The organism is Bacillus sp. TH19 (assembly GCF_016651075.1).
Lineage (GTDB): Bacteria > Bacillota > Bacilli > Bacillales > Bacillaceae_G > Bacillus_A > Bacillus_A mycoides.
Map to the genome: position 1 here is coordinate 153,254 of NZ_JAEKEO010000001.1, position 19,541 is coordinate 172,794.

Here is a 19,541-nt window from a genome sequence, read left to right on the forward strand (position 1 = left end):
ATTGATTTTTATACCTCCCTATTTTCATATCTTTTGACCACTCTGTAAAATGTAGGACTAGTCATATTGCATCTTTTCATGGCGTATAGCGCTGTGACCTTCCCTTCTTTCCATTGATTATAAGAATCAATGAATTCTTGGGTTATCTCGGTTGTGGGTCTCCCTAAATTCTTTCCCTTTTTCTTTGCAGCTTCAATGCCTTCACGTTGGCGAGTTTTTATTTTTGTCCGTTCTTCTTCAGCAAGCCACGATAAGATTTGAAGTACCAAATCAGTAATAAGAGTTCCTAAACTATCTTTATATTGAGTTGTATCTAAAAGTGGCATATCTAATACGACAATATGAGCTTGTATATTTTGGGTAATATCTTTCCATTCCTGAAGGATAGCTTCTTTATTTCTTCCGAAACGATCTAAGGAGTGAATATATAAAATATCATCTTTTCTTAACATGCGTTTTACAAGTTGGTATTGTTCACGGTTAAAGTCTCTTCCGCTCTGCTTATCGACAAAAATATCTCGTTCGTCAGTGATGAGTTGTTTCATTGCTTCAATCTGGCGATCTTCATTTTGATCTTTGCTACTGACTCTTATATATCCGAATTTTCTTGTATTCAAAAAATAGACATCCCTTCAAAATTGTTTCTATTGAAATTATAAAAAAAATACTTCAAAAGGTCTCATTAATTATTTAGTACTTCAAAAATATGTTTTTAAACCTTTTGAAACACTTTACAGACGTATCAAGGATTCTTTTTATCTTTAGATATATGAAAATAAAAAAACCCATAAGTATAACCTTTTGGAACTGTGAAACATCTAAGGGTTTTCTGAAGGGATTCTTTTAGATTCCTAAATATATTGGATACCGATAATGATTGGTTATGTAAATTAGATTTGTATATGGGATATATTTTTGAAAACAAAATTAGAATTAAGCAGTCTTATAATTTAATCATACCTCAGTGGATTGTAATTATCATATTGCGTTGGTTCGGAAAACTTTTTTAGTTTAAATTATAAGGAGTAAGGTGAAGATGGTTATAAGGAAAGGAAGGTAGAGTCAAAATGCTATTTAATATTCTAATTGCATTTATGTTACCTTGGGCTGTTGGAATTTTTCATCTTTACAAAAAAGAGAGAAGGATTATACCTCTGATTGGTTCATTTTTTTGTGTTGTTGCTTTTGTTGTAAATGAATTCGGCTTTTATTGTGGTTTTTGGAGAATTGCTCCTTTCCTTAATCAAAAAACTTTGTCTGGCTTATCTTTCAATATAGGAGTTTATCCGATTTTGGCAAGTTACTTGATATTCTTTATAAAGAAAACCAAAAGACCTTACTTGATGGTCTTTTTCATATCGCTATTTACTACTCTTCTTGAAATGACATTAGTTTTAAGCGGGAAAGTCGTATATGGTAACGGCTGGAATATTGTTTGGACATTTTTCTCCTATATCATCCCTTATATGTGGGTGTACTGGTATTACCTCTATTTAAGAAAGTTACAAGTCATTAGCTAAATCCTGAAGGCAACATAATAGAATTCGAATGTTTTTGATTGTCGATAACGGCTATTATGTAAAATTTATCAATACCTAATTACCTCTAAAAAATATATATTTTAGTAAATGATGCTTAATGAAAAAGGGGGTATGGAAATGAAGATAAAAAGGAAACAATTAATAACAATTACATATCCAGGTCAGTTATTTAGCACTGCAATTTTACCCGAAGGCACAAGGTTTTTGAAATGGGAACTAGCTGGTGGTGGGGATTTAGATCATATTCTTTTTGATGTAATGGAAGATAAATTTCGGGACATGGATGACCTTATTTTTAGCGATATTTTACACGGAAATCGAACTGAAGTAGTACAAAAAAAAGAAATGTACATTGATAATGTTAGGAATGCTACATCATTAGTTGGAATAAAAATATATGCTTTAATTTATGAATAAAGAATTTGAATTAATAAAGAAGTCTCAATATTTCTCAATACCCATTTTTTTCTACAAATTGTATATTTTAGTTAGGTTGCTGTAGTAACCTGACTAAAATATATCTTTATTATGAAAAGGGGAATGGATATGGAAACAAAAGCGACAGTAGAGATTGCAAGAGTAAGATCGAGTAAAGGACCACAACCAGGACAGAAAAATCGTTCCAGTGGCAACTTTAGTACTGAAAATCTTCCTGCAGGAACAAAATATTTAAAATGGGAGATTGAAGGTGGGGGAGATCCGGATTTTATTAGTTTTAATGTAATGGAAGATAAGTCCGCTGCAACAGATCCTACTCATTTCTCTGGTGTATTAAGTGGCAATCGAACAAGTGTCGTATCTAAAAGATCTCTTTATATTGCCAACCCTAAAAATGCTACGTCTGAATTTACTGTAATCGTATCTGCTATGGTTCAATAAGTAATATACAAAAAAAGGACTAAGAAATATTTCTTAGTCCCTTTTTTGTATATTACTTTGGTGAACCTTTCTGTTTAGCTTGTTTAGAAAGTTCGATACTTGGGGGTATTTCCTTTTCTTAGCTTGATAGCGGTGTGTCTGTACCCCTAATTGTACTTTTGTGATTTCTAACATTAAATTACCTCCGATTAAGTAGTTAATTTAACTCACATTTAGATTCTATTTAATTTATGTCAATAAGAAAAAAGTTGAGAAATATTTAAAATCTAAATATTATGACTATTTTGTTAACATATCTTTAACCGTGTATACAAATATACAGTATTAATGTACAGTAAATATGAAGTTCATAAGAACTATCAAAAAACCGTATCAGGAGGAATGAAATAATAAAAAAAACTATCATGTCTGTACTCGCAGCTTCTATGCTATTAGGCGAAGGCACTCTAGCAAGCGCCCAAGAAACTTCAAATCAATCTCAACCAGCATTAGATAAAACATACAACGTACAAACTATGGCAGTAAACACTCTTCAAACTTTCAATGGACCGGTGGACAAGTATATCGCTAGTGGATCTCAACCTTATGAAGCAATAGGAAAATTCTATTTAGAGAGTAATAAGAAAGTTACGATACATGGATGGCAAGAGTCTACAGCTAATGGTGGTTCTCCAGATATTGCATAACATTTAGTAGATACAGCAACTAATAAAACTGTAAAAACTATAAGATTAAGTTCAGAATATAAGCAGCATGGCACTTGGTATAATGTTCAATTTGACATGTCTGGGGGAACAATACCTAAATACTATAAAATTCTAGCAGAAAATAAATCTTCTAATGGGGTTAGAGTTGGATTTGATTTATACGTGGATGTTTATAAATAAGAAAGAAGACACTCGTTTGAGTGTCTTCTTTCTATTATTTTTGTGTGATTACCGAGCCACCATTAACTTCAACCCAGCCATGTTTGATTCTAGCTTCTTTCTCCATCTTTTCAAGTACTTCAGGAGTTAGTGATTGTTGAACTTTATGGTTTGCATCAGCTTGACCTTGAGCCTCGATACGAGCTTTTTCAGCATTACCTTCAGCTTCGATCTTCTTATTTTCCGCTTTTAACTTCTCATTCTCAGCTTGAATTTTCAATTTCTCAGTTTCTTGAGAAGCAGGGGGTATGTGTAGCAATGGAACCAAAACTTACGTTAAGTATTAGCGGACATCATCAGTGAAATATGATTTCACGCTGCTTTTGTTTTAGGTGCGATCATGTCTTATTGGTTTGCAGTAATTGCCCATTAGAACTCCTGATGTGATTCTTCATTGATAGCCACTCCCTTATCTTATTTTTCTTATCGATTATTTGAACCGAAGACACAGCGCATCCCAAATCTAGTCACAGCAAATGTTGTACCAATTTTACGAATTGAACCTTTTGGAAAATCATTTATTCTTTTGCGTAATGTAGATGCTTCAATTTCCCATTCTTCTATTGCATCCTTACTACTTAGAATTTCGTTATCCAATAGATTAAGGTCTCCCCATTCAACGTCTTCACAATTAAAACCATCCAGCTCTAACTGTTGTAAAAGGTCTCTTTCATCCCCTTTTACAGCAACCAAATTATGATCATCTCCCTGGTGTACTTCTTCTAATGTGCATACATCTAGAAATTCATGTCCAGTTACCTCAATCGTACTATTCTCAGATACATAATAATAGATACCTTCTTTCACCTTGAATATAGCCTTATTCCATACTCCATCTTCACTAGTACCCTCAAAAATTCGTTCTGCTTTCATTTCTAAGCACTCTCCTTTCACGCAAACATGAATTGGTATAGATGAAAGTATTAATATAAAGAAAATTGCTATAAGTTAACTATTTTTTCTGAATTTTGTTGAAAAATAGTTTAAAATCACTCAAATAATGCTTCTAGTTTGCTATGATGGTAATAAATAGCATTAAGTTACTTCTATAGGATGGGGGAATATATAATGATTGTTTCAGTAAAGGGGAATGAGCAAGTTACCAAAATGTTAAATGACTGGTATATAGAGATTCGTGCCAGACACATAGGAGAGGCGCATAAATTAAAACTTGAGATTGACCAAAAAATACATAGCATTGAGGAAGACCAAAATCTACTTTTATACTATTCTCTACTAGATTTTCGTCATCAATATATGATTGATAGTTTAAGTATCGGGAAAGAAAGCTTTGATAAAGTGGATTCATTGGATGTACCTGCAGATCAGTTTTTACAATACTACTACTATTTCTTTAAAGCTATTCATTCGAATATTACAGGTAATTTCACAAGTGCAAGGGAACATTATAACAAGGCCGAAGTACTATTAAACCATATTCCGGATGAAATTGAACACGCTGAATTTTATTTCAAACTATCAACTTTTCATTACCATATCTATAAGCCTCTTGCAGCAATCAAAGAATCTACCAAAGCAAAGGAGATCTTCAAAAAGCATGCAGGATATGAGACTACTATTGGATTATGTGATAATTTAATTGGATTGGCTTGTACGAATTTAAAACAATTTGAGGAAGCTGAAGAACACTTTATTACAGCTATTAATACATTTAAAAAATCTGGCGAAGAAAAATACATTACGTTTGTACGTCACAACTTAGGTTTAATGTATTCTAGCCAAAATTTATCGGAATTAGCAATACGCTATCTATCTGAAGTTACACAAGAACTCCCTAAAGATTATAAAGCGATCTTTATCAAAGCTAGGGAGCATATGAAAATTGGCGAATACGAAGAAACTTCTAACCTTATAGATAGAGGATTGGAAATTTGTAGAGAACTTAAAAATGAAGAGTATGAACATCACTTTTTAATTTTAGAAAAATTAAATCAACAAGTCACTGCTGACGAATTAGAAAAGACAATTAAAGCAGGAATTTCTTATTTTAATAGAGAAGAGCTACATGAATATGTGCAAGAATACGCTAAAAAATTAGCAGTTTTATTCCATCAAGAAAATAACCGCTCAAAAGCAAGTGATTATTTTTATCTTAGCCATCAAGCAGAAGAACAAAACTTTGAAAAGGAGGCTTTAAAATGAAAAAAATAATATTTAGCTTAATTGGATTAACAGCTGTATTCACGTTTATGTTTAACGCTAGCAATGTAACTGATACACAGAAAGCTCTTAGCGAGGATAAAATCGTACAATATGCTCACGGCCATACTGGCGGATGATAAATAAACGAAGGTCTTCACTTCATTGTGAGGGCTTTTATATTTTATAAGAATCTCCATAAAAATGTTATAATTACACCATTACATTCCTAAAAAGAATTTTAAAAAATTAGAATATTTATAGAGATGAGGAGGCTATTAATGTATTCACAAGAAAATTTTTATAAAAAATTAATTGAAGAAAAAAGAGTAGTAAATATTTTTCTAATCAACGGAGTTAGAATACCTGGAATCATTATTGCAGTGGATAAATTTTCAGTGCTGATCTCCAGCAATGGAAAACAACAATTCCTTTATAAGCAGGCGATTTCAACAGTTGCTGTATAAACTATCATGAACCCCAGCATTTCATTATTAATATACTACATTTTAGAACTTTATTTAAATTATATTAATATATGAAGCAATAAAAAAAGAATCCTTAGTATAAGGATTCACTCCAAGAAGATATGTAGAGAGAAATACATAAATAAAAAGAATTATCTATATTAGAATATAAAAATGAACAAAATATATTGAGAAACATAAAATAAGATTGAATTTTCTTACTATTGTGCGTAAAATGGATATGAGACAAGTAACGACAGCTCTCTAATCCCTTCTAAAAGAATCCTTTATGACATGGGGATTCTTTTACTTTAGACAAATTATTCTTATTTTAACATTTGCAGATGTTCTATAAATACTGTAAGAAGATTTGCTGCTAAATATGCATTTTTTCATTGTATCCTGTATAATCTGAGCTTATTAATACTAAAGAATCAGGTATAGATTTATAGCCATGAATTCTTCTATTTGTACATATAATATTCTTTATATCGTTCGAAATTCGTTTTTTTTGTTTGTGTTGATGTTATGGGTGATTTTAATGATTTAGATGCTGCTACCTGCTTTGGTATTTGTAATGCGCCCCGTTTCTTAAGTTCTCTATACAAACTACTCACATTGCACCTCAGTATTTTTGCAATAGTTGGATATTCCTCTCCTTTATTAAATAATTGTACTGCTTTTTTACATTTTGTGTCCCATTTTTCTTCTGTCGTTTGAAATTTTTGAGTTCGTTTTTTAACTATATTTTTTTCTAATTTAATACTCTCTCTTTCTATTTTACATTGCTTGGCAGAATACTGTTCTGCGTCTGCCTTACGACCAAAATGCTCCTCTTGTAAACGTATCATTTGTACTTTTTTCGCAATTTCTCTCAAGTTACAGTCACCTCATTTTGTTTGATAAATTCTACCAGTACTTGATCACACTCTTGTTTGTATCCCCAGTCACCGTTTATAAGCAGGCTATAAATGCTCACATTACCCCTTTGATAGCTTTTAATCTAATATTTACGGAAAATTATAATCAGTTCTATTTTTACATAATTGTAAACTATAGTAAATTGATAATGTTGACACAGAATATTCTAAACTTTAATCTTCACTATACACATCAATAAACTCGATATTTCCCTTGCTTGAAAAGTCGAAAGTATCGTTTTTGCATAGCAAAACACGGTACCCCCTATTCATAGTCGTACACAACAAAATACTTTATCTATTGTATCTAGGGCACAATAAAAAAGAATGCAGACATGTTCTGCACTCTTTTTTATTAACTCTCTTATATCAATTTTTCACCACAGTCAGCTCCTCCATTATTAGAAGGACTACACTCTAAGCTTGTGAATTTATCATTCTGCAGTACATCAGCTGTTGCAGCTATATTTAACAATACTCTTTCTATCACTCTATTTTGAGTTAGAATTACAGACCTAATACTCCGACAATCTGGCATGCTTTAGCATTCGCAACATGGTAGTACATCTCCAATCCTTTTCTTTCTGCACGAAGAATTTTCCCGCGCATTTTAGATAGATGCTGAGATACGGTAGATTGAGGTATATTTAATAGCTCCGTTAACTGTGTTACATTGCAAATCTTACGATGTTCTAACTCTTTTACAATTTGTAGTCTAACTGGGTGAGCCATGATCTTAAGTAATTCTACATCTGCCTCTGGAATTTTGTTCATTTCTTTATTTAGTTGCATTGTTGTCATTTTTGTTATCTCCTTAATATTTTTTATTTTATTTTGAATAAATTTGTTTGTATCTAAATTTGTAGAGTTCATACTTATCGTTCTGTTTGACTACTACTTACTATCTGGTTTTATATATAAAAATACTATAATAGCTAAAAATCCAACAAATGATAGCATAGGTATCGAGATGAAACCGAATAAATTTAAGTAATCTTCTGTACAAGAAACTCCTACTGAACAAATCTTCATCTCACTAACAGGAAAAGCCTGAATCGTTATTTGATAAACGGCTATTAATAAGCCAATACATGCAAATGGAAATGCATATGTACTTACGTATGGATCTTTTCTATACATGCCTATACCCAATATTAATACTAATGGATACATGGCCATTCTTTGGTACCAGCACAAATCACATGGCGGCAGCTTCATCCATTCACTGAAAAACAAACTAATTAACATTGCACTAGTAGCTATCGTCCAAGCAATTGCAATATGATACTTTCGAATTAACGCCATTCTTCATTCACCTCATTTAATGTTCTGCTCTACTTAGCGTCCGTATGTGATTAGTTTATTTCCATGCTTTGAGAATCCTGTCTCAATGGAAAGTATCCAATCGTTGATATCTTCCCAGTCATATCCTTTTTCTTTTAGTTCTATCGGGAACTTATTCTCGAAATCATCCCGCATTTCGTACATACTTTCCAATGCTTTTTCCATTTGACCAAATTTATAAAAAACGTGCGTGTTTACACGTTTGTTTCTCTTTTCTGATACAGCCAAATATACGTATCGTTTTTCTTTCGCTAAAACGAATTTCAAGAATCCCGCTACCTGACTCATCTATTCCATCTCCTTCACGGTTTTCCTTACTACTCTCTTTTTAATGTGAGTAAGGAAAACTTTCTCTCTTACAGTTTAATTCAATGAATATCTCATTTTTTTGCTTTGAACATACAAAAAAACACTCATCATCACAATGTTTATTACACCAGCTGCAGCTCCAATTTTTGAAATAACATAGATGTATTCGTTATTACTGAAAGGCATCATGCTCGAAAATATAAAGACAATCGAAATAACAAACGATAAGATCATGTTTCTTTTATTCTCTTTCACACTTAAAAACCTCCTTATTTTAATCTCAAAGCATTAGTATTCTTACTATGCTTGAGTGATATGCGTTAAGCGGCATCATTTCGGTTATAATGATGTTTCTTTTCATCCACAAAGCCTTTGATACTCCACACTCCACTTTTAGTTGATTTTGCTTTCTTTTCTGCATCTAACATTTGTGGAAGCAGTGTAGTGTTCGGTTTAGTAATATAAGCTACAGTCCCGTATCCTAATTTGACCATTAATTCATTTACATGTATTCCCTCGCAAAATATGTACGCTAATTTTCTGCCATACTTGTCTTCTTTTTGTCCATGATCATATACCAGGGTTACATCTTTTCCTTTTATTTGTTTCTTTAGAAAAGAAGATGCTTCTTTACCCATCTTTTGTGGCGGAATCTTTCGAGAAACAGATTCAGGGGTGTCTAATAATAGTAACCTTACCGTCTGCTTCTTCCCGTTTACTTTTACATCTACTGTATCTCCGTCTTTTACATGTATTACTTTTCCTTTACCCGTTTCTAATCCTTTTAATTTGTCCCTGTATGCTTCCGGAATATCAACATTACTCTTTCCTTCTACATTCTGCTGGATTGCTTCCTGGGCCGTTTGGGCAGGTTTTGAATCATTTGTTTGTGTTGAACTGCTACATGCTGTAATTTGAAAGACTAATGATGTTATACAAGCAATCTTAATCCATGGTTTCATACCGTAGTATCCTTTCGTATTAGTATCACTCTACTTAATATACAAATGGACTATATGCTGGATTAACTTCTTTATAATCACAACACAAGCAAAAACGAACCCACTTTGGATGTTCGTTAAACGTAGCCCTGAATGATTGCTTTTTACATTTGGGACATACTGATATTTCATTCCCCTTATTACGCTTATGACTCTCCACATTCTCAAAAGATACATCTGTAGATGGTATTTCACTCGTAAGCAATATATCTTCCCCCTCTCCCTTTTTTAGGGATTTATAGACAACGAAAAAAGGACACACCTATGGCATATGTATGCGTAGGTGTGTCCTTTTGCAGGTAGATTTAGAAGTATTTTGTTACTTTCATCATATCATAATTCTTATTAATTTTATATATGAAATTTAGGATTTTATAATATTATTTCTTCTTCTCATATACAAAGGTTATTCTCTTCTGTGCAGAGTCATATGTTAATTTTGCACCAAACGATTTCCCCGTTTTTTTCGATTTATATCCTTGGATTGTATCTGTCATATTCTTTTCTAATAACTTCTTAATCTGGCTTGCTGTAATTCTTTTTTCAAGTATCATACCTGAAACGATGAAATCACAACCCTTTTTGTATTGTTCGCATAGATAGTTTGTTTTCCCTATAATAACTCTCCCCTGGCATAATGGACATTTACCTACCGTACGATCCTCTGCAGTTGGAAATTCAAAACAAATACTAAAGTCTGGCTTTAATCGAATGGCAGCTGTGAATTCTCCTTTTTCCCCACTAAAACCATTAATGAAGTCTGTTACATTACTATTTAATAGCTTCTTAATCTGACTATCCGATAATTTCTTACCTTTAATTTTAGCTGGAAACATAAAATTACATCCGTTTTATTAGTGGGAGAGTGACGATGCTTACATACTTGTGTAGATGGCTTAGAAGTATAGGATAACTATGTTGTATGCTCATACCTAGGTGTAGTCGTCCCACATGATTGATGTAAAAGTAAATGAACGATAGTAAGTATTGATTGTTGATGCTGATTAACAATGTTGGTTGCTGTATTGGATAATGCCTCTATTACTACGAAAGTAAACTAATAGATAATAATTTACATTCGAATATTTACATTACTGATTTTTAATGAAATAATTAAAATACTTTAGGAGGTTGATACACTTGATGAAATTTTTCTTTATTTTATCAGCTCTCTCAGTAATAATATTACCTTTGCTAAATAAAACATCATTAGCAATTTTATTTGCAAGTTTATTTTTTGTACTTGCTATATTTTTTAGTAAACCTCGATTTATTCAAAAATAAGTTAAACTCCCAAGATTAATATGAAACTTGGGAGTTTAACTTATTTTTCACTTTTTTCATGAAAGTAAACTTTTAAATATTAGTTTACATTCATTTCCTCTTAAACATTGACTTCATCCCAATTCCCCTGATACCCTCTAAATTAACAAGGAAAGTATACATTCAAAACACTGTAAATAAAAAAGTTTGAACATCCATAAACAAAAAAGAAAAAGCTAGATCCATGCTAACTTTTTTTACATAATACCTGTTAGTAAAATTTATAATTGTTCTAAAAGATAATCACAAACATTTACAAAAATATGTTGTTTTTTCAGACTTAGTAACAGATATTCTAATTTAAACTCCTGGTAAAAAATCTTAGTAATATATCGTTTAAACTCATTTAAATCAGGCTCTTCTGAGCTATATAATACATCTAAAGGAAGATTAAACTGAGAAAATAAATGATCACTTTGAGCAAAAATCGACACTTTTCCATCAGTTAATCGATCATTAAACGTAAATAAGACTTTTAACAAGGCGTTTACTTGTTCTTCCTCAAATTCATGATCTATAACAAACATGAAAAAAGGATATTCATCTGATTGAATCATACGTTTCATAAGTTCAAATTGATATTTTAATAAGGTAACTTCTTTAACTAAATCCATATTCTTTCCCTCCACATTTCCCTATATTAACCATCCTATCACATCTATGTTTATCTCAAAATATGAAGATTCATAATGTACAACATATACATGTTCAGTTAACATAACCCCACTTATCGGTAGTTAATCTTTTATATTAATGTTAGCTAGCTGTTGCTTTAAATCCCAATACTTTGGCCTCTTTTTTGGATCAAACCATATAGCTCCTTCTTGAAGCCAATTCTCACGATATGCTTCAATAGTCCACCCGAGTTCTTCATCATCATATCCTGGTTGAAAAGCGCAACAGGCACATATTAAACTTACGTTTGGGATTCCTTCTCTAATATAGAATGGTCCTGGTAAACAATTATAGCCACAAACTAAACAGACATATCTTCTTATAAACTTTCTAAACAACATACCAACTCCTTTATCATTGAGGTATGTTTACATAAAATCCGTTATCGGAAGTTATTTTGTATATTAGTATTCTTGTTCGATGTTTTTAAAAACTTTGGAAATAGTGTATAAATCAGGTTCCAGAATAAACATCCCAATAATGTTCCAACGGTGTTCAATATTACATCGTCTATATCTGATGAACGTCCTGACGGAAAGACATATTGGATAAATTCAATTAACAGAGAAAATATAAAGCCTATCATTGTCACTTGATAAATAGAAAGTTTTGTGTGATTTTTCCATAATAAGGTGAAGCCAAATGGCATAAATAGGATTATGTTAAACAATATATTTTTGATAGGAACCATAATATCGACATAATTGGTCATTAACTTATACATACCAATAAAAGGGATTAAGTTTACTACTCTAATTTGTTCCATCCCTATATGTCTTGGTGTAACAGTAATCAGTAAAATGGCAATTATCGAGAGAGGGAAAATTATGTTCATAATGATTGTGTTTTTATGTACAACTGTTTCATTCCCCTTCTTTTTTACTAATACAATTGCAATTCCACATACAATAATGGTTGCAATTAAAAACAGGGGAATTGCATATCCAAAAGATCTCCATAACTGTGTCATATTTTCCCATCCTTTTTATTCCATTTTAGCATATTTAAAGATATAAAAGTAAAATGTATATCGTATTCATGTAAGGTTAACATAACGTCTCATTATCAGTAGTCAATAATGAATAGAAATTTCATTATTGGGAGATTTTGATTCTCTAGGTTGATGGCGATGTGGCGGGACCCCATGCCCATCAAGCTAAGATTTTTAACAACCCCGATTATGAAAATTTTATTTTTTCGCAACTAAAGGACAAATAAAAAAAGGTCCTTAACAATTTGTTAAGGACGGCGGAATAAAACCGCAATTTGGGTTAAAACCCAATCAGTTTGTAGAAAATAAATTGCGATTATGATAGCAATTGTATTCCCAAAAGCAATGTTTCAAATGAATTTTAGCATACCTGTAACTATATTGGTATCAATAAAATATGGATTGGATTACAAATAGTGGTTTTGAATATTAGAAAAAGTTTAAAAGGTAATTACTTCTCATGAAGAAAAAACCTTAAGAAGAACCTGTAGCGATAAATTTTTAGAGGAAGCATCCATAGCGGCTTCTTTTTTCTTTGCTATATAAAATTTATATAATAAATGAGGAAATTAACTAATCGGACAATTAAACACGGAACTCATCTTCATAACTAAAACATTTTAAACAAACGTTTATTTAATTCTCCTATACCTAATTTCTTCATCACATAAATAAAAAAGATAAGAATACCCCATTTACATATATTCAAGAATTATAGTTAGTTATAACATAAAATTCATTTTCTTATAGTTAATTAATCCTAAATATAATTATATGTTTTTCTGTAAGAACACTATATTCTTCTCTATTTACCTATACTTAAATTTTTAATAATTTATTATGATATCGATATTTGGTTAAAGTATTTTGTATGAAATAAACAAATGGATTTTTCTTCGGAAACAAAATACACCTTAAAATTTTAATAATTCACATAATTTTCAAAATCAAAGTCTGTGGATGTTAATATTTGTTATATAATATACTTGTCAAAGCATTACCCCTGTAGTTTCTATGATGAATCTGTAAGATAGTTTGTTTGTCCCGTATATTCACCTGAAACTAAAAAGAACTTGTAGGGATTCCTACAAGTTCTTTTTGCTTTCTGGGATAGCAACATTTTTATATTGTCCTACTCAAAAATGAAATGAAATCTGACGTGGATTTAAAATAATGTTACGACTTTTATAAAATCTTAAAATGTTATAGTGACACCTCATAAATAATAATTGAAAGGTATGTTTTTACACATCATTTACTTAACCTGTTTATGTTCATTGTGGTTCATCATTTTCTTTAAACTCATTTTTTTCTTCATTAATAAAACCCTTTTTACCCTTTAGAAATACATATTTTATATATTTGTTACACTTTTCAGGCGGTTTATTTTCTACGAGGATAATTTGATGATTAGCACTTAACTCAATCAAGATTTTATAAAATTCTTCGTATACTTCTGGGTCATTTATCAAGTTTTTTTCTTCGATTTCAGTTAGACCTTCCACAGGTTTCTGAACTTGTTGAAGATCTGAATTTCCATCAGGCTCTTTGCTTTTCTGTTCGTTCTTTTTTAGTGTACCTACATACTTACTAATTGAGTCTAATAATAAAAATCCTGGGTGTCCAGGAGCATATCCTTCAGTTTTACTTTTTAAGATTGCTCCTAAATACGATAACTGCATACACTCTAAGAGGCCACCGCTTTCATGAGCGTAAACACTTGCACCTTCATAGTATGGAATATACTGATCAGGATGAATAAAGGTTTCATCATTTGTATCATACTTCAATCTTGTCATAAAATCTTTGTATTCATCGTTTAAAAAATCAAAAATCTTTTTTTGATCCTTGCCACTTATTTGTAGTGGTGTGATTTCTATGAAAAACAATGTGTCAAAAAGTTCGAGATAACATTTTGCAGTACTTCATAAATACATAGACCTTTTGAATCATTTTAAATTAGTATCCCAAAACCGATTATTTTGGGGACAATCAAATATCGAGAGGTTTTTGATGTTATTTTGTCGAAAAACTTCCCAATACAATAAAATGTAAATTTTCTCGTTTTGAGGGTATTTACATTTCTTAGCTTGATAGCGATGTGGTGGTATCCCCTTATGCGAATACTAAAGTCCATTTCAATTGAAATGGACTTTAAAACATTTTATCAGAAACCTTCTACTCTTTTTTTTTTATTACAAAATCCCTCGGATTCCCTCTAAGCTTGTAATACTTCATGTTAAGACGAATAGCTACTACAGATATTACTAAAAATCCTATTACATATAACATTGTTCCTTTCTCCATTTCTTATTGTTTGGCCAACTTATTCTGTAAATACTTTACATGCTTCTTTTCAATATCTTTATCCGTAATGTTCGCTCGCAATACTGTTTGATAGATATGCAGGACCTCGTCATTTGTTAGTTGCACGTCATTATATGATTCAATACATTTTTGTAGATCGTTATAATACAGAACATGTTTATCTTTAGCATGAACATTTACCCTTTTTAGACTGCATTTTGGATGAAATGTAGCAATAGAGATACAAGGCAGCTGTTGCTCCATCACCCATTCAATTGCTTTCATATGTTTATAATTTTGTCGTAATGGATTTTGAAAAGATTGTTTCTTTCTAAAGATACCTTTTGTCCATCTTGCTGCTTTCTCATTCCCATAGATCCAGCCCTCGTAGTTCTTCGTCTCTATGACAAATACACCTGTTTCCGCGATAACAATATGGTCAATTTGCGTTGTATCACTATACTCCGTATTAACTGTCACATCATGTAACACATAATAACTTTCGGGATTTAATTTGCTTAAGATGCGTGTCACCATTTTTTCTCCGGCTTTTCCTTTCCATTTTGGTACATGTTTTTTTACCATGATATTAAACGGAATCAGAATCGCAATGAGAACTAATTCAAATATTAATACTTTCATAATATAAGCCTCCCTTTCACACTCTTGCGTTTCTGCGCATTAAACGATACACATGAGTTTCTAATCCTAAAATAAAATATGAGATACATAGGCCTTTTATCACCATTTCTACAAATCCCAATGCTAATGAAACAATAAGCCCACCCCGAAATTGAAAGGGTCTTGTCACCCTTCGATTCACTGGCTTTTCAATGACACCAAAGTTAGCCCAGGTTGGTAAACGTTTTTCCACATTCTTTATGGTGCCCATTAATCCATATTTAAGCGACAAAATGAAACATCCGATTAATAAATATACAATGGAAGAAAAATAGACAGATAGGCCCATAACGATAAGTGTGAGTAACCAACCTATCAAAATGGAATTTCGTAAAGCGATATATTCTCGATTTCTTTTCAAAACAAACAGTCCTTTCAAAATAAATTAGCACATTTTAAAATGGAAAATATTTACATTTTAAAATAAGCATGATATGATACATCTATATTAATTTCAGAAATAGCCTAAAAAGGATTGTGATAGACATGTTAAAACTTGTAGTAGATAATACCGTAACAGAACAAGAAACAGATTCAGCTTTTTCAAACCTTTTCACCTGCAAAGACTGTGTATACTATCTTTCAAAATCGGATTCTTGCAGTCTACAATTAGCAGCTGATTCAAATAACCCCCTTATCCCTTATGAGTGTGGGAATTTTGAGGAAACCTATGAAATCGGAACGGAAGATCCATTGAATTCACATATTCATCAACAACTTCGTGAAGAAAAAGCACAAATACTAGCTGAAAATTATCCAGCACAACCTTCTATTGCTCCGATTCATAAAGAAGCATTATGGTATGGAGCAGCAGATTATGGTTGTTGGATTGTAAATGATGCAAAGAAACGTTTTGCTCTTGCAGGACAGGTTCCTTTCGGTGATAATAATATGTCATCTAAAAAATACGCATCTCCTTTCCCTTTACATGATCATGGAGCAAAAGAAGGTATTAGGCACTATATGTGCTGGTATGTAAACGAAAAAGGAATAGGCGAATACCATCTACTTATTGGTGGTGTCATCATGAAAATTGCAGAAGGAGTTAAGAAACTTGGATTCAATTACTAATCACATCTACAAGAAAAGAATGTTAGAACATACGATATTATTTAGCCTGGTACATCTGGTGCCAATCCTCATCTTTACCGGCATCATATACTTAGTACTAGAGCTTTCTAAGTCGGAATGGCATACTTGGCTTATTTATGAAGGAATCTTTACCATCCTGTTCCTCATAACGAGATTCTAAGTCTTTCAAACGAAAAAAAGTATTCTTTCTATGAAGCAATACGAGAAATGGTTTTCGAAGTTAAATATTATTTTAGTTTCTATTTTCCTTGTCTGTTTTGCAGGCATACCAGCTCTACTACAAATTGTGTTCATTCTACAAATGGCACTCATTTTCTACCTGTTAGAGCGTAGTTGTCTGTATATCGAAAGATTACCAATACATAACGTCTATAAAATCAAGGCAATTATTTACGACAAAAAACAACTGAAAATTGAACGAATTATTCCCAATAACGAGGAACACGGCACTCTTACAGCTCAAACAAAAGATGAACAATACTTTTTATATACAGCTGTATATCTAAGTGGCATATTATCCCCTATATCACCGGAGGTATTTGAAGAATACGAACGAAGAAATCATATGGGTAGATAAAAGGTACTGAATATAGATTCAGTACCTTTTTCATTCCTCTTATATGTGTTTCTTTACATATTCGCAAATAGCCATGGAGCGAGTACGGCTAACATACAAAGTAAACACGATCCCGTTATGACACGATTGGACCAACGATAATACTCAGGTTGTTTCGTACTCTCATGAATTTTTCGTAAACGAATACCTGCAATTAACATAAATGGTGTAAAAATAAGTGCTGTTGATTTAAACAGGTCTAAAAAATCCGTAAAGATGTTCATAAACGAAACTACATCGGAACTGAATAAGAAGTACACACTTAGTCTCATCGCCATCATACTAACGAATGAAAAGATCATACTCCCTGTCGCCCACTTCATCCATTGACCATTCTTCGTAATTAATGCCATAACCATGACAATAACGCCTAATACGAAAGAGATAGAAAAGATATTTACCCCTACTTTAAAGGCAGGTGCATACATACCCTCAATTTTTTGTATTAATGATGAACCGAATGAATCATCCTTCTCTGGTGTTTTGGTTCGATTGTTTAATCCCTCTTTAAAGGATGACGAAACATCATTCCCTTTTAATTCATTAAAGTCCACTTTTACAGATGCATGAGCTGCTTGTAAGGGGATAAGAAGTAAAACCATCAAAACAAGCGTACATAAGACTCCTATCATCCCTTTTTCTTGTTTCATCACACATCACCCGCTAATTTTGGTTTAACGCTCTTTAATTTGATTTGATTTCCTTCTGCAACATAATAGAGATCTGCTGAGTAATAGATATTTGCTTTTGTATATGCTCCCATAATTGCATTCGCGATTTCTTCCTTCTCTACTGCCATGTATGTTTCATTTTCATTATAAAATTCAATTTCAATTCGATTAATATTATTATTTAATACTGTAATATATAACTCTTTTAAGCTATCTAAACGATTTCCTAATCCACACACTAACTTAAATACTTTATTTGCAATCGTTGGTGGTTTGACATAAGTCGTATTAAAATGAAGAGTTTCATCATCTATCACACCATCTTCCTCAACTGCACACTTCATAATGAAAGAATGATTTTGTTTTTCAATTTCTTGTTGACTCAACTTGCGATCAATGACATATTTCACGCTTATTGATAGGTTTTCTATATACTCATCTAGTTCGGTATTTGAAATTTTAACCTCTGAGAATTCCGGGAAAATCATGTAAGCGTGTATATTTGAACTACTTTTACTTACACGCAATACCTTTACTTGTTTCTTTTCGTAGCGCACCGTCTGTTCTAATTTTTCCACTACATTGTTGCTCATATGATCTATTATCATATTTCATCAGCCTCCAGTAATTTTAATATAATAATCTTAAATACAATCTCATGTATATGAAGCATTGTAATATTACAACGAGTTCTCAAATCGCATATTTTAAGATTAATAATCACTTTAACCTTAGAATATTTTAATATTACAATGACGTACAATTTCTCATTATAGTCGAATATCCTTATATGGTGAATCGTTCTGTCCCACTCATTTGTACAAAAACAAAAAAATTTTGTCCTTGTACAAATGAGTGAGAACCTAGTGTGTTTAATGCTATATAACTAAGAAAATACCAACTAGGAAATAGATTTATATACTCCCTAGTTGTCTATCACTCCACCCGACTAATGTATAGGAATAAGGTGAATCAACCTCTAATTCTATATACATTAGTTTATTTTCTGGTAATATCTCTCCCTCTGTATGTATCCAATAGCGCTTCCTATTAGACATATTCATCACACGTGTCAGTCCTTGTTCTCGTCCTATTACTTTTACAGTCCACTTTACCAAATTCATATCATCTACCCCTGATACTCCTTGTTGAATAGGAACGATATGCTCTGTTTCTAGTGGGATCGGCAACTGTTCTAGTTCCAGAAATGTCTCCTCATATTCTAATAATTCCTCTGGTATATCCTCATCGCCAGGAAAAAGGATATCGTATACTGCTTCAGAAGCAGGAGTATGGTGAAAATCTTCAGCATACTCCTCTTCTTTTGCAACTTCCTTGTCCTGTTTTAACGTTTTTTCTTCTTCACCTAAATTCATTTGAACCGACGAAGCAACTAAATCATATATACTTGCTACATCTTTTTCTAAGGTGATTTCCTTCGTAGAAGCAGTAACACGCTCTTGTTCTCTACCAATTGGTCTGTTTTCTCGCGGGCACCAATAAACGGGACGTTCCACCGGTGCCTGTTCTATTTCTTTTTTCTTTGCTTCTTCTATTAGCATGTTTTTTCTGACTTTGCGAACTACAAAAAACATATAACAAAATAAAGCGATAAAAATCGTTGTAAACATGATTTTC

The 19,541-nt window shown here is 32.0% G+C and carries 26 protein-coding genes and 2 pseudogenes; 9 read left to right on the top strand and 19 right to left on the bottom strand.

From position 1 onward, the window contains the following. Positions 1-8: 8 nt before the first annotated feature. Positions 9-617 carry a recombinase family protein gene (locus JFU54_RS00770; RefSeq protein WP_201038189.1) on the bottom strand — a complete coding sequence of 203 codons (609 nt, stop codon included), beginning with the start codon at positions 615-617 and terminating at the stop codon, positions 9-11. Positions 618-1,067: 450 nt separating this feature from the next. On the opposite strand from JFU54_RS00770, the gene JFU54_RS00775 reads away from it, so the two are divergent. The 4 genes from JFU54_RS00775 to JFU54_RS00790 all read left to right on the top strand — a co-directional run bounded on the left by JFU54_RS00775 (position 1,068) and on the right by JFU54_RS00790 (position 3,106). Continuing rightward, positions 1,068-1,520 carry a CBO0543 family protein gene (locus JFU54_RS00775; protein ID WP_078205186.1) on the top strand — a complete coding sequence of 151 codons (453 nt, stop codon included), beginning with the start codon at positions 1,068-1,070 and terminating at the stop codon, positions 1,518-1,520. A gap of 138 nt (positions 1,521-1,658) precedes the next feature. Further along, positions 1,659-1,958, top strand: coding sequence for a hypothetical protein (locus JFU54_RS00780; protein ID WP_201063451.1), 300 nt, complete (start codon positions 1,659-1,661; stop codon positions 1,956-1,958). Between the two features lie 129 nt (positions 1,959-2,087). Further along, the gene (locus JFU54_RS00785) at positions 2,088-2,420 is read left to right on the top strand and encodes a hypothetical protein (protein WP_016097133.1); all 333 of its coding nucleotides are present in this window, start codon (positions 2,088-2,090) and stop codon (positions 2,418-2,420) included. Between the two features lie 404 nt (positions 2,421-2,824). After that, positions 2,825-3,106 carry a hypothetical protein gene (locus tag JFU54_RS00790; RefSeq protein ID WP_201063453.1) on the top strand — a complete coding sequence of 94 codons (282 nt, stop codon included), beginning with the start codon at positions 2,825-2,827 and terminating at the stop codon, positions 3,104-3,106. 235 nt (positions 3,107-3,341) lie between these two features. Here the strand turns inward: JFU54_RS00790 and JFU54_RS00795 are convergent, their stop codons facing one another. Together JFU54_RS00795 and JFU54_RS00800 are read right to left on the bottom strand one after the other, a co-directional pair. Further along, positions 3,342-3,566: a hypothetical protein gene (locus JFU54_RS00795; RefSeq protein ID WP_078205188.1), complete on the bottom strand. Its 225-nt coding sequence runs from the start codon at positions 3,564-3,566 to the stop codon at positions 3,342-3,344. Between the two features lie 203 nt (positions 3,567-3,769). Next, entirely contained in the window at positions 3,770-4,219 is a 450-nt protein-coding gene (locus JFU54_RS00800; RefSeq protein ID WP_078205189.1) for a helix-turn-helix domain-containing protein, read from the bottom strand. Positions 4,220-4,414: 195 nt separating this feature from the next. Between JFU54_RS00800 and JFU54_RS00805 the strand changes: the two genes are divergently transcribed. From JFU54_RS00805 to hfq, 3 genes are all read left to right on the top strand, one after another. Continuing rightward, positions 4,415-5,509 (top strand): response regulator aspartate phosphatase, encoded by a 1,095-nt coding sequence (locus JFU54_RS00805; RefSeq protein ID WP_201063455.1) that lies wholly within the window; start codon positions 4,415-4,417, stop codon positions 5,507-5,509. Continuing rightward, complete coding sequence (locus JFU54_RS00810; RefSeq protein WP_170972660.1) at positions 5,506-5,646, top strand: hypothetical protein; 141 nt, start codon at positions 5,506-5,508, stop codon at positions 5,644-5,646. Before JFU54_RS00805 ends, JFU54_RS00810 begins: the two co-directional genes overlap by 4 nt. A gap of 141 nt (positions 5,647-5,787) precedes the next feature. Beyond that, positions 5,788-5,973 carry an RNA chaperone Hfq gene (hfq, locus tag JFU54_RS00815; RefSeq protein ID WP_078205191.1) on the top strand — a complete coding sequence of 62 codons (186 nt, stop codon included), beginning with the start codon at positions 5,788-5,790 and terminating at the stop codon, positions 5,971-5,973. Positions 5,974-6,437: 464 nt separating this feature from the next. On the opposite strand, the gene JFU54_RS00820 is transcribed toward hfq, so the two are convergent. From JFU54_RS00820 to JFU54_RS00880, 13 genes and pseudogenes are all read right to left on the bottom strand, one after another. Further along, positions 6,438-6,851, bottom strand: coding sequence for a hypothetical protein (locus JFU54_RS00820; RefSeq protein ID WP_137057965.1), 414 nt, complete (start codon positions 6,849-6,851; stop codon positions 6,438-6,440). 549 nt (positions 6,852-7,400) lie between these two features. After that, complete coding sequence (locus JFU54_RS00825; protein ID WP_151304208.1) at positions 7,401-7,694, bottom strand: ArsR/SmtB family transcription factor; 294 nt, start codon at positions 7,692-7,694, stop codon at positions 7,401-7,403. Between the two features lie 93 nt (positions 7,695-7,787). Next, complete coding sequence (locus tag JFU54_RS00830; RefSeq protein ID WP_078205194.1) at positions 7,788-8,198, bottom strand: disulfide oxidoreductase; 411 nt, start codon at positions 8,196-8,198, stop codon at positions 7,788-7,790. A 33-nt stretch (positions 8,199-8,231) separates the two neighbouring features. After that, positions 8,232-8,525 (bottom strand): hypothetical protein, encoded by a 294-nt coding sequence (locus JFU54_RS00835; RefSeq protein ID WP_201063458.1) that lies wholly within the window; start codon positions 8,523-8,525, stop codon positions 8,232-8,234. A 75-nt stretch (positions 8,526-8,600) separates the two neighbouring features. Continuing rightward, the gene (locus JFU54_RS00840; protein WP_078205195.1) at positions 8,601-8,801 is read right to left on the bottom strand and encodes a hypothetical protein; all 201 of its coding nucleotides are present in this window, start codon (positions 8,799-8,801) and stop codon (positions 8,601-8,603) included. A gap of 65 nt (positions 8,802-8,866) precedes the next feature. Then, positions 8,867-9,508 (bottom strand): thermonuclease family protein, encoded by a 642-nt coding sequence (locus tag JFU54_RS00845; protein ID WP_201063460.1) that lies wholly within the window; start codon positions 9,506-9,508, stop codon positions 8,867-8,869. 419 nt (positions 9,509-9,927) lie between these two features. Next, positions 9,928-10,398: pseudogene (locus JFU54_RS00850) on the bottom strand (topoisomerase C-terminal repeat-containing protein); the annotation flags it as partial. 693 nt (positions 10,399-11,091) lie between these two features. Further along, positions 11,092-11,484 (bottom strand): DUF1878 family protein, encoded by a 393-nt coding sequence (locus tag JFU54_RS00855; protein ID WP_201038194.1) that lies wholly within the window; start codon positions 11,482-11,484, stop codon positions 11,092-11,094. 123 nt (positions 11,485-11,607) lie between these two features. Further along, positions 11,608-11,886: a hypothetical protein gene (locus JFU54_RS00860; RefSeq protein ID WP_113709166.1), complete on the bottom strand. Its 279-nt coding sequence runs from the start codon at positions 11,884-11,886 to the stop codon at positions 11,608-11,610. Positions 11,887-11,927: 41 nt separating this feature from the next. After that, positions 11,928-12,515, bottom strand: coding sequence for a VanZ family protein (locus JFU54_RS00865; RefSeq protein WP_242488124.1), 588 nt, complete (start codon positions 12,513-12,515; stop codon positions 11,928-11,930). Between the two features lie 1,295 nt (positions 12,516-13,810). Then, entirely contained in the window at positions 13,811-14,425 is a 615-nt protein-coding gene (locus JFU54_RS00870; protein WP_242489399.1) for a hypothetical protein, read from the bottom strand. Positions 14,426-14,846: 421 nt separating this feature from the next. After that, entirely contained in the window at positions 14,847-15,485 is a 639-nt protein-coding gene (locus tag JFU54_RS00875) for a nuclease-related domain-containing protein (RefSeq protein ID WP_078205199.1), read from the bottom strand. A 16-nt stretch (positions 15,486-15,501) separates the two neighbouring features. Continuing rightward, entirely contained in the window at positions 15,502-15,885 is a 384-nt protein-coding gene (locus tag JFU54_RS00880) for a hypothetical protein (RefSeq protein ID WP_078205200.1), read from the bottom strand. Positions 15,886-16,010: 125 nt separating this feature from the next. On the opposite strand from JFU54_RS00880, the gene JFU54_RS00885 reads away from it, so the two are divergent. Both JFU54_RS00885 and JFU54_RS00890 read left to right on the top strand, forming a co-directional pair. Continuing rightward, positions 16,011-16,595, top strand: a complete 585-nt coding sequence (locus JFU54_RS00885) for a hypothetical protein (protein WP_201063461.1) — start codon at positions 16,011-16,013, stop codon at positions 16,593-16,595. Beyond that, positions 16,579-17,193, top strand: a pseudogene (locus JFU54_RS00890) (hypothetical protein). Before JFU54_RS00885 ends, JFU54_RS00890 begins: the two are co-directional and overlap by 17 nt. A gap of 53 nt (positions 17,194-17,246) precedes the next feature. On the opposite strand, the gene JFU54_RS00895 reads toward JFU54_RS00890, so the two are convergent. The 3 genes from JFU54_RS00895 to JFU54_RS00905 form a co-directional block, all read right to left on the bottom strand. Then, complete coding sequence (locus tag JFU54_RS00895) at positions 17,247-17,882, bottom strand: hypothetical protein (protein ID WP_002069133.1); 636 nt, start codon at positions 17,880-17,882, stop codon at positions 17,247-17,249. Beyond that, positions 17,882-18,511 carry a hypothetical protein gene (locus tag JFU54_RS00900; protein ID WP_078205203.1) on the bottom strand — a complete coding sequence of 210 codons (630 nt, stop codon included), beginning with the start codon at positions 18,509-18,511 and terminating at the stop codon, positions 17,882-17,884. Before JFU54_RS00900 ends, JFU54_RS00895 begins: the two co-directional genes overlap by 1 nt. A 306-nt stretch (positions 18,512-18,817) precedes the next feature. Continuing rightward, positions 18,818-19,534 carry a transposase gene (locus tag JFU54_RS00905; protein WP_201039947.1) on the bottom strand — a complete coding sequence of 239 codons (717 nt, stop codon included), beginning with the start codon at positions 19,532-19,534 and terminating at the stop codon, positions 18,818-18,820. Positions 19,535-19,541 lie beyond the last annotated feature (7 nt).